This is a genomic window from Isoptericola sp. NPDC019693, from assembly GCF_044389085.1.
Lineage (GTDB): Bacteria > Actinomycetota > Actinomycetes > Actinomycetales > Cellulomonadaceae > Isoptericola.
In genome coordinates, this window is the sequence record NZ_JBIRXP010000009.1 from 58,051 (window position 1) to 72,304 (window position 14,254).

Consider the following 14,254-nt stretch of genomic DNA (forward strand, 5'->3'; position numbering starts at 1 on the left):
CGCGTGGGGTGGCCGAGGTAGTCGCTCCCGCCGCGCGGTAGTACCGCCCTCGCCGAGGTAGTACCTCGCGAAGACCCGTACTACCTCGGCAGGTCTCGCACTATCTCGGCGCGATCCGTACTACCTCGCGAGGGTGGGTACTACCTCGGCGGGGTCGCGCACCAGGCCGGCGAAGAACCGGGCGATCGCGTCGGCCGCCGACACCTCGACGGCCTCCTCGACGTCCGGGCTGTAGTTGGTGTTCGTGTTGATGTCGTACGGCACGGTGCGCCCGTCGACCGTCTCGAAGAACTCGACGCCGGCGATCTCGATCCCCTGCTCCGCGAGCAGGCGCTCGAGCCGGGCGACGAGGGGGTGCTCGGCCGTGATCTCCGGCCGCAGGGCGAACAGGGGCGGCGGGGCGACGCCGTCGGCACCCGGCAGCGCGCACGCCTCCGCCGGGCACAGCTCGAACCCCGTCGAGGTGTCCACCCGGACGGCGTAGTGGAACCGGCCGCCGACGAACTCCGCCCGCGTGACGAACGGCTCCGGCGCGACGAGCAGCTCCTGCAGCAGCCACACGCCGTCCACCGGGTCCTCGAGGAGCCCGGCGTCCAGCGCGGCGCCGAAGGACCCGACGTCGTCGAACCGCTGCACCCCGAGCCCCTTGCCGCCGCGGTTGTGCTTGGTGATGAACGGTGCGCCGAACCGTTCGGCCGCCGCCCGCAGGGCCGCGCGGTCCGTGACCGCGGTCGTGCGCGGCACGTCGAGCCCGGCCGCGCGCAGCAGGCTGTACTGGCGCACCTTGCTCACCTCGAGCGCGGCCGCCCGCGTCCCGTTCACGACCCGGCGCCCCGCCGACTCCGCGCGGGACAGCACCGCCTGCGCGGCCTCCGGCGCGTGCGGGACGCCGCGGGTGTGCGCGGACGCGCTGAGCCGGGACCAGTGCACCGCCCGGGGCGGCGCCTCGGCGAGGTCCAGCGTGACGTCGCCCAGGTGCCAGGGCTCCAGGGGCACGCCGGCGCGCTCGAAGGCCCGCTCGAACGGCGGCAGCCAGTCGGGGTTGTCGTGCAGGACGAGGACGGACGGCTCGCTCACCCGGCGAGCCTACGCGCGGGCGCCCGCGGCGAGCAGCCCAGGCCCTGTGCCGAGCAGCCCGGGGACCCTCGCACCGAGCGTCGTGCCCGGCCCTGGCCGCCGTGACGTGCCACGATGACGGGATGAACTTCATCGTCCGCACCCTCGTCACGGCCGTGGCGCTGTGGCTGAGCGACCTGATCTTCACCAACCTCGAGATCCTGCCCCCGTACGACGGCGACAACGTGCTGGAGTACGTCCTGGCGGTGCTCGGCGTGGCGCTGGTGTTCACCCTCATCAGCAGCTTCGTGAAGCCGATCGTCAGCATCATCTCGATCCCGTTGCTCATCCTCACGCTGGGGCTCTTCTACCTGGTCATCAACGCCTTCGTGCTCTGGCTCACCACGTGGATCACGGACCAGGGGTGGTTCGGCGACTGGGGTGTCGACGTCACGGGAGGGTTCTGGTGGTTCGTCTGGATCGCCCTCATCCTCGCCGTCCTGCAGGCGATCATCGGCGCGTTCGCGCCGAAGAAGGGCTGATCGCGCGGCCCTGCGCACCTCAGTGCCATGTCGCCCCCGTCGGGTTCCCCGGCGGGGGCGACGTCGTCCCGGGCACCGTCCCGAGCGTCCCCGGGCCTGGTCCTGGGCCTGGGCCGGGGGCCAGCACCACGGGCGGTGCCGGGTCCACGCGCCGCGCCGTGAAGAACCGCGTGCGTGCCCGCGTGCCCCCGAGCAGCTGGTCGAGGCGCGCCGTCACCCCCGTGACGCGCACGTTCCCGGTCCGTTCGGCGGCGGCCAGCGTGCGCAGGTGGGTCGGCATGGCGTGCGCCAGGGCGATGCTGCCGGCCGCCGCGACGTCGGCCGGGTCGGACGAGTCCTGCAGCCGGCGCCCGACGGTGACGCGGTCCACGGTGGCGGGCCCCTCCCGGAGGGACCGGCCGTCCACGTTCTCGACCAGGCTCTCCTCGTTCTCCACGTGCAGCACCGGCACCCCCGCCGGGAGGTCGAACGTGGCGGTCGGCGCCCCCGCGGTCACCACCCCGCCGACCGGGTGCCGCGCACGGAACCCCGGCGACGCCGCGAGCGCCGCCGCGGAGATCCCGCCGAGGCTGTGCCCCACCAGCAGCACCGGCTCGTCCGGGGCCGCGCCCGCCGCGTCGAGGGCCTGCTCCACGGCCACGGACACGTCCGCCGTCTCGTGGGCCATGAGGCTCAGGTCGGTCGCCGCGTCGAACGGGTTCGCCGCCGACAGGAAGCGCTGGGTGCCGGGGATCAGCACGGTCCACGACGTGCTCCCGTCCGCGTGCACGACCTCCTCCACCGCGAGCGTGCCCGCCGGGACGCCGGCCGCGGGCCGGTCGACGACGCCGCTGCCCTGGGGGTAGAGGTCCGCGGTGCGGGCCAGCGCCTCCGCCACGGTCCCCGCGGGGCGGTCGGCCCATGCCGGACGCGGGCCGGCGAGGTCGTCGTCGCCCAGGGCCACCACCTGCGGCACGGCCGCCGGCAGCAGCGCGGCCACGACGTCGGACAGCGAGGCCGCGCCCCGGGTGACGGGGTCGAGCCCGGCCGGGCCCTCCGCGATCACGCGCCGCAGGTCCTGCCAGGTCGGCGGACGGGTGACGCCGAGGCCCGCCGCGAGACCCGCGACCGCCTCGTCCGACAGCGGGGCCAGCACGGGCCAGAGGTGAGCCAGGCGCCCGTCCGGGCCCGACGTCACGGGGGCCGTCGGCGGCTCGGGAGCGGGCGACGCGGGTGGCGGCGCCGCCGTCGCGCCCGGGGACGGCGTGCGCCCGCCCGTCGACGCACCGCGGACGGCGGCGGCCCCGGAGGTGACGCCGAGCACCGGCAGCGCGCGCCACCCGAGCCACGCCCCCGCCACCCCTGCGAGCAGCGTGACCGCCCCCTCGGCGGCCCGCTGCGCCGTGTTCTCCGCGTCCCGGTACAGGCCGGCGGCGAACCGTAGGCGGCGGGCGCTCCGTTCGGCCTCCTGGGTGCGCGCGGTCAGCCTGGCGCTCGCCTCGTCCAGCAGGGCGGCGGCCGCCTCGCGGCGCGCGGCCGCCACGACGTCGGGCGCGGCGGGAACGGGCACGGAGGGCGCGACGACCGGGTCGGGGGCCCAGACCGCGCCCCGCAGGGTCCCCGACCCGCCGAGGCACCGGTGGGACGCCCGGCGCAGCCGCTCCGCCGCCGCGTCGAGCAGCACGGCCGCCCCCTCGACGGCCTCCGCGTCGACGCGCGAGACGCCGCGCCCTCCGGCGACGGCCAGCGTCTCCTCGGGCGGCAGCCCGCGCGTCACCGGGCCAGCATCCCTGCGGCGTCGTCGAGGAGGCGGAGGTCGGCGTCGAGGCCGGCGAGCAGGGCGGCGACGTCGTCCCGGAACCGGTCGGCCGCCGTCGACTCCCAGGCCACCGCGAGGCTGCGCCGCGCGCTCGCGGCGGCGTCGTCGACGTCCCACCGCGCCGCGAGGGCCTGGTCGCGGGCGGCGCTCGGGAACGGGGACGGCGGGGCGGGTGAGGTCATGCCCGCGACGCTAGGCCGCGAGCCCGCGGCCGCTCCCCGTCCCGACGCGACCTGTGGACGGCCTGCACCTGGGGACAGGCTCCGTGCCGCACCGCTTCGCGGCCGCGTCCGGCGACGCCGACCTCGGCGTTGTGAGCGCGATTTCGGGGGCTTTCCGTGGCCTGAATGTCCCCGAAATCGCGCTCACAACGGCCGGCCGGGCCCGTGGGAGAATGTGGGCCGTGACCTCCCCCGCGCCGCAGACCTCGCCGACAGAGTCCACAGCCGTCCCGACCCGCGTCAGCCTCGCCGGCGTCACCCCGCCGATCGCCCTCGGACCGCTCGACGGCCGCTACCGCGCCGCCGTCGCGCCGCTGGTGGACCACCTCAGCGAGGCGGCGCTCAACCGGGCGCGCATCCACGTCGAGGTCGAGTGGCTGGTCACGCTGTGCAACGGCACGCAGGCCGCCCCGGGCGCGGTCGTCCCCGGCGCCCCCACGCTCACGGACGCCGAGATCGCCTACCTGCGGCAGATCCCCGCGACGTTCGGCGCGGACGAGATCGCCGAGCTGGCCGCGATCGAGCGCGAGACCGTGCACGACGTCAAGGCCGTCGAGTACTTCATCAAGCGCCGCATCGCCGCCGCGCCCGAGGTGCTGGGCACCACGAACCTGCCCGCCGCGAGCGAGCTCGTGCACTTCGCGTGCACGTCCGAGGACATCAACAACCTGTCGTACGCGCTCATGGTGCAGGGCGGGGTGCGCGACGTCTGGCTGCCCGCCGCGACCGCGCTGACCGACCAGCTGGCCGACATGGCCCGCGAGCACGCCGAGGTGCCGATGCTGAGCCGCACCCACGGGCAGCCGGCCACGCCGACCACGATGGGCAAGGAGCTCGCCGTCCTCGCGCACCGCCTGCGCCGCCAGCTGCGCCGGGTCGAGGGCGCCGAGTACCTGGGCAAGCTCAACGGCGCGACCGGCACCTACGGCGCGCACTCCGTCGCCGTCCCCGGTGCCGACTGGCCGGCCGTGTCGAAGGCTTTCGTCGAGCACCTCGGCCTGGTCTGGAACCCGCTGACCACGCAGATCGAGTCGCACGACTGGCAGGCGGAGGTCTATGCCGACGTCGCCCGCTTCAACCGCATCCTGCACAACCTCGCGACCGACGTGTGGACGTACATCTCGCTCGGCTTCTTCACGCAGATCCCGGTGGCGGGCGCGACCGGCTCGTCGACGATGCCGCACAAGGTCAACCCGATCCGGTTCGAGAACGCCGAGGCGAACCTCGAGATCTCGTGCTCGCTGCTCGACACGCTGTCGGCCACCCTGGTGACGTCCCGCCTGCAGCGCGACCTCACCGACTCCACCACGCAGCGCAACATCGGCCCGGCGTTCGGCCACTCGCTGCTCGCCATCGACAACGTGCGCCGCGGCCTCAAGGCGCTCAACGTCAACGTCGCGCTCATGGCCGACGACCTCGACCACAACTGGGAGGTGCTCGGCGAGCCCGTCCAGTCGGCGATGCGCGCCGCCTCCGTCGCGGGCGTCGAGGGCATGGAGAACCCGTACGAGCGCCTCAAGGAGCTCACGCGCGGCCAGCGGGTCGACGCGGCACGGATGCGCGAGTTCGTCGCCGGTCTCGGCCTGCCCGACGACGTCGCGGCGCGCCTCGCGGACCTCACGCCCGCGTCGTACACCGGCATCGCCGCGCGACTGGTCGAGGACTACCTCGCCTGAGGGGCCCGAGCAGGCCCACCCGAAGCGTTTAGGGCGCACCGCTCCGCGCCGTCGCGCTCCTAGCGTGGCTCCGTCCGCACCCACGACGCGACGGAGCCTCGCATGCGTACCGCACCACGCCCTCGACCGAACGCCCGGGTCGCAGCCCTCACCGCGGCAGCCCTCGTGGGCGGCGGCGGCCTCGCCGCCGGCGCCGTCGGCCTCGCCACGTCGGCGGCCGGCGCGACGACGGCCTGCGAGGTGGACTACGTCGTGACGAGCTCGTGGACGGGCGGGTTCCAGGCCGACGTCACGCTGACCAACCTGGGCGACGCCCGCACCGGCTGGGAGGTCGCCTGGCAGCAGGCCGACGGGGCCTCGGTCTCCCAGGTCTGGAACGGGCGGCTCACGCAGGACGGCGCGCAGGTCCGCGTGTCCGACGTCGGTTGGAACGGCACGCTGGCGACGGGCGCGACGGCGTCGTTCGGGCTGATCGGCACCTCCTCGGGGGCGGCCACGGTGCCGGCGGGCTTCAGCCTCGACGGCGTCGACTGCACGGGCGCCGTCCCGACGACGGACCCGTCGGACCCGCCCACGGAGCCGACCGACCCGCCCACCGAGCAGCCCGGCGGGCCCGGTGACGCCGCGTTCTTCGTGGACGAGGGCACGCAGGCGTGGGAGGCCTGGCAGGCGGCGTCCGGCACCGACCGCGCGCTGCTGGAGAAGATCGCGACCACGCCGCAGGCGTTCTGGGTCACGGACGCCGACCCCGCCGAGGCGAGCGCGGGCGTGGCCGACTACACGGGCCGGGCCGCGGCGGCGGGCGCGACGCCGCTGCTGGCGGTGTACGCGATCCCGGGCCGCGACTGCGGCTCGCACTCGGGCGGCGGCACGGACGAGGCCGCGTACCGCGCGTGGGTCGCGCAGGTCGCGGACGCGATGGTCGGCGAGCCGTGGGTCGTGCTGGAGCCGGACGCGCTCCCCCAGCTGGGCGCCTGCGACGGCCAGGGCGACCGTGCCGGCATGCTGGCCGACGCCGCCCGCATCCTCGACGAGGCCGGCGCCCGCGTGTATCTCGACGTCGGCCACTCGGCCTGGCTGCCCGCCGGCGAGGCGGCGTCCCGCCTGCAGCAGGTGGGGCTGGAGCACGTCGCGGGCTTCGCGCTCAACGTGTCGAACTACCGCACCACGGACGAGTCGCGCGCCTACGGCGAAGAGGTCTCCGCCCTGCTCGGCGGCGTCCCGTTCGTGGTGGACACCTCGCGCAACGGCAACGGGTCGAACGGCGAGTGGTGCAACCCGCGCGGCCGCGCGCTGGGCGAGCGCCCGGCCGCCGTCGACGACGGCACCGCCCTCGACGCCCTGCTGTGGGTCAAGCTGCCGGGCGAGAGCGACGGCGCCTGCAACGGCGGCCCGGCCGCCGGCGCGTGGTGGCAGGAGATCGCGCTGGAGCTCGCCCGCAACGCGAGCTGGTAGCCGCGCCGCCCGTCGCCGAACAGGCGGTTGCTCCCGCAATGAGGCCCTAGACGGCGCCCATTCCGGGACCAACCGCCTGTTCGACGTCGCGGCGGAGCCGAGCGCGCACCTCCGCGAGCTCGTCGATCCGGTTCACGACCCAGCGCACGGCGCACGTCGCCCCGAGCGCGAACGCCAGCAGGCCGAGGACGTTGCCGAGATCCACGGTGCTCGGGTCGAGCGAGCCGGACCAGAAGAACTCCGACCGGCCCAGCACGACGGCGGTCACCACCCCTGCCAGCACCGGCACGGCCTGGCGCGTCCGGGCCAGGAGGATCCCCGTGCCGCCGACCAGAGCGAGCAGGACGACGACGGCCTGCATCGACCACGTCGTCGCGCCCACGCTCGACCACCAGGGCGCCCCGAAGCGCGTCGTGTCGGCGACCGTCGCCGCCAGGTAGCCGCCGACGGCGAGCGCCATCGCCGCCGCGGTCGCGGCGCCCCGCCGCCAGCCGCCCGCCGTGACGCGCCCGCGCTCGTCCTCGGCGACCACCAGGGCGTGGGCGGCGATCCCGACCGCCCACCCGGTCTCCAGGTAGGCGGCGTGCACGTGACCGGTGGCGACGAGCGCCACGACCGTCACGGTCGCGGCTACGGCGGCGGTCGCCGCCAGCGCCCGACCCGTCCGTCCTGCTCCCGCGAGGAGCACGACGACCGCCAGGGCCCAGATCGCCCACGGCACCACCATCGGCACCGTCGGCAGCACGGGCGGTGCGCCGTCCTGGACGGCCAGGGACGTGCCGAACCCCAGCGCCCTCGTGGCCGGGACCGCGAGGAGCGCGGGCAGCACGACGGACAGCACCCCCGTGGCGGCGCGGCGGTCGGAGGCCGTGGCGCCGAGCGGCGCGAGCACCCACTCCCGTGCGGCCGCGCGCAGCAGGTCGAGGACGTCCCCGCGCGCGGGCCGGGACTGCCCGGGCGCGGCGGCGTCGAGCAGGTGGCCCAGCATCTCGGGGCCGTGCGCGCGCCGGTACGCGAACGGGAACAGCCGCAGCAGCCGCCGGTAGTCGCGCACCAGCGCGGGGACGACGGCGCCGGCCTCGGTCGGCTCGGCGCTCATGCCAGCACCTCCCCGAACCCGCCGGGGGCGGTCCGGCCCGCACCCGAGGCCCGGGCGCGCCGCGCCGCGAGCCGCTCCAGCGCCCGTCGTGCCTGCGCCTCGGCCCGCCGCGCCTCGGCGTCGAGCCGTGCGCCCCCCTCGGCGGTCAGCCGGTAGTACCGCCGCAGCCGGGAGTCGACCACCTCCTCGTGGTCCACCTCGACCAGCCCGGCGGCGACGAGCCGGTCGATCGCGCCGTAGAGGGTGCCGGCGCGCAACGTGACGCGACCGTCGGAGCTCTCCTCGACGTCCTTGGAGATCCCGTACCCGTGCGCGGGCCCCTGGGCGAGCGCGGACAGGACGAGGAACGCGGGTTCTTGCAGCGGTCTGCTGCTGGGCTTCGATGCCATGCCGAGGACCATACTCTTGTCACGAAGGTATGCAACCCTCGCCACGCAGGTCGCCGAACAGGCGGTTGACACCTTGATGGGCCTCCGAGGACGCCCATTCCGCGACCAACCGCCTGGTCGGCATCGCGCCGGGGTCAGCGCGCCATGGCCTGCTGGCCCAGGACGGCGAGCAGCGCGAGCTTCTCCTCGGCCTCGGAGCGCGGCGGCGCGGTGAGCACCAGCAGCGCCTGGGTCTGGTCCTCGGTGAACAGCACCTGGCAGTCCAGCTCGACCGGCCCGACCTGCGGGTGCAGGAGCGTCTTGTGGTCGGAGAACCGCTGGTGCACCTCGTGCCGGTCCCACAGCTCGGCGAACTCGGGGCTGAGCGCTCGCAGCTCGCGGACCAGCTCGCCGGCGCGCGAGCGCGGCCCGAGCATCCCGTGCGCCACGCGCAACGTGGAGACGAGGGAGCGGCCCTGCCGGTCGCGATCGTCCTCGGGGTACAGCAGCCGCTCGGAGGGGTCGGTGAACCACCGGTAGACGTCGCTGCGCGCCCACCCCGTCAGCGCCGACCGGTCGCCCAGCAGCGCGACGGCGAGGTCGTTGGCCACGAGCGTCTCACCGAGCGCGGAGAGCACGAGGGCGGGAGTGTCGGACAGCCGGTCGAGCACGCGCAGCAGCGCGGGCGACACGTGCGAGGACATCGTCACCCGGTCCGGCGTCCCCCGGCCGGCCACGCGGAACAGGTAGTCGCGCTCGTCGTCGGTGAGCCGGAGCGCCCGCGCCAGCGACCCGAGCATCTGCTCGCTGGGCTGCGGGCCGCGCTGCTGCTCGAGCCGCGTGTAGTAGTCGGCCGACATGGCGGCGAGCGCCGCGACCTCCTCCCGCCGCAACCCCGCGGTGCGACGTCGCGCCCCCACGGGCAGGCCGACGTCGGCGGGCTGCACCGCCTCGCGACGGCGGCGGAGGAACTCGGCGAGCGCAGGGCGGTCCATGTGCTCATCGTCCGCCGCGGGCGTCAGCACGGCCAGGCCGCAGCCAGGGACCGCCGGTCCCCCGACGACCGCTCCTCTCCCGCCCGCACGCCGCGCCGCGCAGGGTGGTGGGCATGGACATCACCCGTTCGACCGTCTTCGTCCCCGGCGCGACCAGCGGCATCGGCCTCGCGCTCGCCCTCCGGCTCCAGGCCCGCGGCAGCACCGTGATCGTGGGCGGCCGCCGCACCGCCCTCCTCGACGACATCGTCACCGCCCACCCCGGGATCGACGCCGTCCGCATCGACACCTCCGACACCGCGAGCATCGAGGCGGCCCGCGACGCGGTCCTGGAGCGCCACCCCGACCTGGACGCCGTCGTCGCGATGGCCGGGATCATGCAGGCCGAGGACTGGACCTCCGACGACTTCCTCGCCACCGCGGAACGCGCCGTCACGACCAACCTGCTCGGCCCGATCCGCCTGGCCGCCGCGTTCCTGCCGCACCTGCGCGCCCACGCCGAGGCGGGCGCGGGCGCGGGCGCCGCGTTCGTCACGGTGTCGTCGGGGCTGGCGCACGTGCCGCTCGCCGTGACGCCCACGTACAACGCGACCAAGGCCGCGATCCACCGGCTCAGCGAGGGCATCCGGCTGCAGCTCGAGCCGGCGGGCGTGCAGGTGATCGAGATCGTGCCGCCCGCGGTCCGGACGACCCTCATGCCGGGGCAGGAGGACAGCCCGATCGCCATGCCGCTGGACGAGTTCGCGGACGAGACGGTGGAGCTCCTCGCGACCCGGCCCGACGCCCACGAGATCCTCGTCGAGGGCGTGAAGCTCCTTCGTTTCGCCGAGACGTCGGGGGCCTACGACGCGACGGTCGCTCGGCTCAACGCCACGGACCCGCACGCGGCCTGATCGCCGGACCTACCGGCGCAGGTACGGCGCGTACACGAAGCCCTGCTTGCCGTTGACGTAGACCTTGACCCAGTTGCCCGACCGGGGCCAGATCTTCTTGACCGCCTTGCCCTTGCTCAGCGAGTCGAGGACCTTGGCGCTCGTGCTGGGCTTGGCGCGCAGCCGCAGGCCGTTCACCTCCGAGTACCGGGTCCCCAGCGACGTCAGGCCGGGCGAGACGTACGACGAGTGCATCCAGCCGGTGGTGCCGTCGCGCGTGACCTTGCGCCACACGCCGGAGCTCGCTCCCGGCTTGGCGGTCATCACGCGGTTGACCCGGACCTCGCGAACCACCCGGTAGTTGGTGCCCGGGCCGGACCTCAGGTTGACCTTGGTGGTCGTGTAGTAGGTGCAGGACTTCGGCACGACCCGCGCGTTGGCCCACGCGGCGCCCGCGGTGAGCGACGCGCCGTGGTTCTTCATCCACGGCAGCGGGTCCGTGGTGCTGCCGGACCCCTTGTACGCGCCCTTCCAGATCTCCAGGTGCAGGTGCGGGGCGGTGGAGGTGCCGGAGCTGCCGACGTCGGCGATGTGCTGGCCGCGCTTCACGTACTTGCCGGCCTTCACGTACTTGTCGCCGTCGATGACGTGGCCGTACACGGCGAAGACCTTGCCCCCGTCCGCGTTGGAGCGCACGACGACGACCTGGCCGAAGCCGGGGGCCGACCCCGCCTTGATCACGGTGCCCGGCGCGACCGACTTGATCTTGGTGCCCTTCTTGGCGCTCATGTCCTGGCCGAGGTGGTAGGTGGAGGCCGACTTGATCGGCATGCACCGCGGCCCGTAGTACGAGGAGAGCCCGTAGCTCTTGTCGGGGAGCGGCCGGACGGCGGCCGTCGCGGCCCCCGCCCCGGCGACCCCGGTCGTGAAGGCCACGGCTGCGGCGACCCCCAGGGTGACTCCGGTCGTGATGATGCGACGCACGGTGCGCATGGTGGTGCCCTCTCCGTGTCAGGGTCCGGGGCTTCGTTGCCCAGCGGCACGGTAAGCACAGGGTGGGGGGTGGCGCGCGCCGGGTGAGATCCACGACACTTGTCTTCACAGGTACTCGAGAGCATGAAACTCCCTTACTCATGTCTGACCCTCGGAGGACTGCGATGACGCACCCTGTCCCGACCGGCCGCGCCGACACCCCGAACCTCGGACGCCGCGGCTTCCTCTCCCTCGCGACGGCGGGGGTGGCCGGCTCGGCACTGTCCGTGACCGTCGGCTCGATGACGCCCGCCGGGGCCTCGGAGACGACCGCTGAGACCGCTGCCACCACCACTGCCGGCACCACCGCCCGCAAGCGCGAGCTGCGCGCGATGTGGATCTCGTCGGTCGTCAACATCGACTGGCCGTCGCGCACCGGCCTCAGCGCGGACGAGCTCAAGGCCGAGTACCTGCACTGGCTCGACGTCGCCGCGCAGATGAACCTCAACGCCGTCTTCGTCCAGGTCCGGCCGACGGCGGACGCGTTCTGGCCCAGCCCGTACGAGCCCTGGTCGCAGTACCTCACCGGCACGCAGGGCGGCGACCCGGGCTTCGACCCGCTCGCGTTCGTCGTGGCGGAGACGCACGCGCGCAACCTCGAGCTGCACACCTGGTACAACCCGTACCGCGTGTCGATGCAGACGGATCCCTCGAAGCTCGTGCCCGAGCACCCCGCCCGGCAGCACCCCGACTGGGTGTGGCCGTACGGCGGCAAGCTCTACTTCGACCCGGGCCTGCCGGAGGCCCGCGAGCACATCTACGCCGCTATCCTGCACAGCGTCGAGCACTACGACATCGACGGTGTGCACTTCGACGACTACTTCTACCCGTACCCCGTGACCGGGCAGACCCTGCCGGACGCCGACACCTACGCCGAGCACGGCGCCGGGTTCGACACGGTGGAGGACTGGCGGCGGCACAACGTCGACGAGTTCGTCCGGACGATCTCCGAGCGGATCAAACAGCTCAAGCCGTGGGTCAAGTTCGGGATCAGCCCGTTCGGCATCTGGCGCAACGCCTCGACCGACCCGCGGGGCTCGGAGACCGGCGGCTCGCAGAGCTACGACCTCCAGTTCGCCGACACCCGCAAGTGGGTGCTCGAGGGCTGGCTCGACTACATCAACCCGCAGATCTACTGGCAGGTCGGGCTCGCCGTCGCGGACTACGCGAAGCTCGTGCCGTGGTGGGCCGAGGTCGCGGCGACGTCCGGCACCCACCTCTACATCGGGGAGGCGCTCTACAAGGTGACGTCGGGGGTGTTCACCGACCCGGCGGAGCTGAGCAACCACCTCACGTTCTGCGCGGAGGTCACCGCGCAGGGTACGCCGGTGCACGGCAACGTGTACTTCTCGGCGGTGCACGTGCCGCAGGACCCGCAGGGCTCGATGTCGCGGGTCCACGCGGACCACTACAGCCACCCCGCGCTGGTCCCGACGATGCCGCACCTGCCGGGCACGCGCGTCCGGCCGCCCGTACTCACGCACGCCCGCCCCGGCGACGACGGCGTCGAGCTGCGCTGGGTGGACGCCGCGCCGCACCGGCGTCGCGCGACGTCGTTCGCGATCTACCGTGCCGCTGGAAAGGGTGCGCGGGTGGACATCGACGACGCCACGCAGCTGCTCGGCACGGTCCGCTCCGACGGCGGCGTGCTGCACGAGTTCACCGACGCGACGGCGGTGGCCGGCGAGCGCTACGCCTACGCCGTCACGGCCCTCGACCGGCTGTGGAACGAGTCCCGTCCCAGCCGCACCCGGTCCGCCTGACGCTCAGCGGTCGCAGTCGAGCGACCGGAGGTCGACGGCGTCGGCCATCGCCTCCTACCCGGCGTCGTTTCGAGTGCAGGTTGTCGCCGACGTCGTAGGCAGGGAGGAGGCTGCGCGGGTTCCCGGGGTCGCGGGTGACGGCGTCGAAGTCGACGCCGGCGTCGCACTCGCCGCTGGTGCGGATCCACTCGTTGACCCCGGCGCGCACCTCTTCCTTCGCCTCGTCGTAGCAGAAGGAGTCCTCGAGCAGGACGCCGGCCTCGACGTCGGGCTCGGCGAGCACGTCGCGGTCGAGCTGTGCCCGTCCGTCATCGAGTCGCCGAGTAGGGCGAGCATGTCCACGCGCTCTCGCGCGTCCACCTGGCCGCGTGGCGGACCACCTTGTCGACCCAGCCGAGGACGAGAGGTGCGGGGAGCCCGACTGGGACGAGCCCAACTGAGACGAGCCCGAGCCGGTCGAGGCTCCGGACATCGACTCGGAATCTCCTGCTCGCGAGGTCGGCGCCGGCGCAGGCCGGCGCGCGAACGGGAGACGACACGTGGTTCGGGGAATTTGCCTTCTAAGGGACTTCGCGTGAGAACGAAACGGCAATCGGCACGGCCGACCCGAGGGAGCGGCACAGCTCTGCGATGAATCCCGCCGCCCAGCCAATCTCCTCGGCGGCCCAGTTCGCAATCGTTCCAACGGCTTGTACCTCGTGGCGCACGGGGCCGTGCCACAGTTCGTCGATCAGTGGCGGCGGCGCGGTCGGAATCGAGTTTCGCGCAGTCAAGGACTCGACCTGCAATACGGATTGATCAAGCGAGCGAATAGCATCGAAAATCTGCGGCGCCGACGCGGAGAGGTCAAAATCGGCGCCGCACTGAATCGTGATCGAGACCCGCACACGTGACTCCTGTGAGGTCGTCGAAAACCAATCCGCGGTATTGAGATGCGGTATTGCCTCGGATGCCGCCACGTGCCCTACCGGCACGATCATCTGCACAGCGTGAAGGTGGTCGAGGAATCCGAGGCGGCCAGTCACGTCGAGGGCGCACCGCACAAAGGGTTGCGTTGGCAACACGCCTTCAGGTCCATGGTTCGACAGCGCCGCGTGGAACCATATGGTTGGTGAGTCGCCTTCGATGGATTCGTCACCATAGCCTGCTTCGAGAACGTGCCACAGGCCGGGGGATCCCACAGCGCGTGAGGAGCCATCAGCGTTGGTTGCTAGCGCACGGTCCTCAAGCCAGCCCATCGACTCGGACCGAAGCAGAAACAGCCCCTCGGGATCGACATCCCCATCCGCTGCGTCCGGATATAGGCGGAGCAAGCCGTAGAGTGCGCAGAACAGCGTCGTGCTGCTCTGTGCACTCTCACCCTCATCGTGCACGACG

The 14,254-nt window shown here is 73.7% G+C and carries 13 protein-coding genes; 5 read left to right on the forward strand and 8 right to left on the reverse strand.

All coding sequences use genetic code 11. The features are described 5' to 3' along the window. Window positions 1–120: 120 nt before the first annotated feature. Window positions 121–1,077: a RimK family alpha-L-glutamate ligase gene (locus tag ACH436_RS20380; protein ID WP_430562038.1), complete on the reverse strand. Its 957-nt coding sequence runs from the start codon at window positions 1,075–1,077 to the stop codon at window positions 121–123. Window positions 1,078–1,199: 122 nt separating this feature from the next. Here ACH436_RS20380 and ACH436_RS20385 point away from each other — a divergent pair, with 122 nt between their 5' ends. After that, on the forward strand, window positions 1,200–1,598 hold the full coding sequence (locus tag ACH436_RS20385; protein WP_430562039.1) for a phage holin family protein: 399 nt from the start codon (window positions 1,200–1,202) through the stop codon (window positions 1,596–1,598). 19 nt (window positions 1,599–1,617) lie between these two features. Here the strand turns inward: ACH436_RS20385 and ACH436_RS20390 are convergent, their stop codons facing one another. After that, window positions 1,618–3,354 (reverse strand): hypothetical protein, encoded by a 1,737-nt coding sequence (locus ACH436_RS20390; RefSeq protein WP_430562040.1) that lies wholly within the window; start codon window positions 3,352–3,354, stop codon window positions 1,618–1,620. Next, entirely contained in the window at window positions 3,351–3,578 is a 228-nt protein-coding gene (locus ACH436_RS20395; protein ID WP_430562041.1) for a hypothetical protein, read from the reverse strand. Before ACH436_RS20395 ends, ACH436_RS20390 begins: the two co-directional genes overlap by 4 nt. Window positions 3,579–3,790: 212 nt before the next feature. On the opposite strand from ACH436_RS20395, the gene purB reads away from it, so the two are divergent. Continuing rightward, window positions 3,791–5,293, forward strand: coding sequence for an adenylosuccinate lyase (gene purB, locus ACH436_RS20400; protein WP_430562042.1), 1,503 nt, complete (start codon window positions 3,791–3,793; stop codon window positions 5,291–5,293). Window positions 5,294–5,395: 102 nt separating this feature from the next. Continuing rightward, window positions 5,396–6,748 (forward strand): glycoside hydrolase family 6 protein, encoded by a 1,353-nt coding sequence (locus tag ACH436_RS20405; protein ID WP_430562043.1) that lies wholly within the window; start codon window positions 5,396–5,398, stop codon window positions 6,746–6,748. 46 nt (window positions 6,749–6,794) lie between these two features. Here the strand turns inward: ACH436_RS20405 and ACH436_RS20410 are convergent, their stop codons facing one another. From ACH436_RS20410 to ACH436_RS20420, 3 genes are all read right to left on the reverse strand, one after another. Continuing rightward, entirely contained in the window at window positions 6,795–7,847 is a 1,053-nt protein-coding gene (locus ACH436_RS20410; protein ID WP_430562044.1) for a hypothetical protein, read from the reverse strand. After that, window positions 7,844–8,236, reverse strand: a complete 393-nt coding sequence (locus ACH436_RS20415; RefSeq protein ID WP_430562045.1) for a PadR family transcriptional regulator — start codon at window positions 8,234–8,236, stop codon at window positions 7,844–7,846. Before ACH436_RS20415 ends, ACH436_RS20410 begins: the two co-directional genes overlap by 4 nt. Before the next feature lie 134 nt (window positions 8,237–8,370). Continuing rightward, complete coding sequence (locus tag ACH436_RS20420) at window positions 8,371–9,210, reverse strand: helix-turn-helix transcriptional regulator (protein WP_430562046.1); 840 nt, start codon at window positions 9,208–9,210, stop codon at window positions 8,371–8,373. A 113-nt stretch (window positions 9,211–9,323) separates the two neighbouring features. Here ACH436_RS20420 and ACH436_RS20425 point away from each other — a divergent pair, with 113 nt between their 5' ends. Further along, on the forward strand, window positions 9,324–10,103 hold the full coding sequence (locus ACH436_RS20425; RefSeq protein WP_430562047.1) for an SDR family oxidoreductase: 780 nt from the start codon (window positions 9,324–9,326) through the stop codon (window positions 10,101–10,103). 9 nt (window positions 10,104–10,112) lie between these two features. Here ACH436_RS20425 and ACH436_RS20430 read toward each other — a convergent pair whose 3' ends face one another. Continuing rightward, on the reverse strand, window positions 10,113–11,066 hold the full coding sequence (locus tag ACH436_RS20430; protein WP_430562048.1) for a peptidoglycan DD-metalloendopeptidase family protein: 954 nt from the start codon (window positions 11,064–11,066) through the stop codon (window positions 10,113–10,115). Between the two features lie 173 nt (window positions 11,067–11,239). On the opposite strand from ACH436_RS20430, the gene ACH436_RS20435 reads away from it, so the two are divergent. After that, entirely contained in the window at window positions 11,240–12,877 is a 1,638-nt protein-coding gene (locus tag ACH436_RS20435) for a glycoside hydrolase family 10 protein (RefSeq protein ID WP_430562049.1), read from the forward strand. 560 nt (window positions 12,878–13,437) lie between these two features. Here the strand turns inward: ACH436_RS20435 and ACH436_RS20440 are convergent. After that, window positions 13,438–14,250 carry a hypothetical protein gene (locus ACH436_RS20440; RefSeq protein WP_430562050.1) on the reverse strand — a complete coding sequence of 271 codons (813 nt, stop codon included), beginning with the start codon at window positions 14,248–14,250 and terminating at the stop codon, window positions 13,438–13,440. Window positions 14,251–14,254 lie beyond the last annotated feature (4 nt).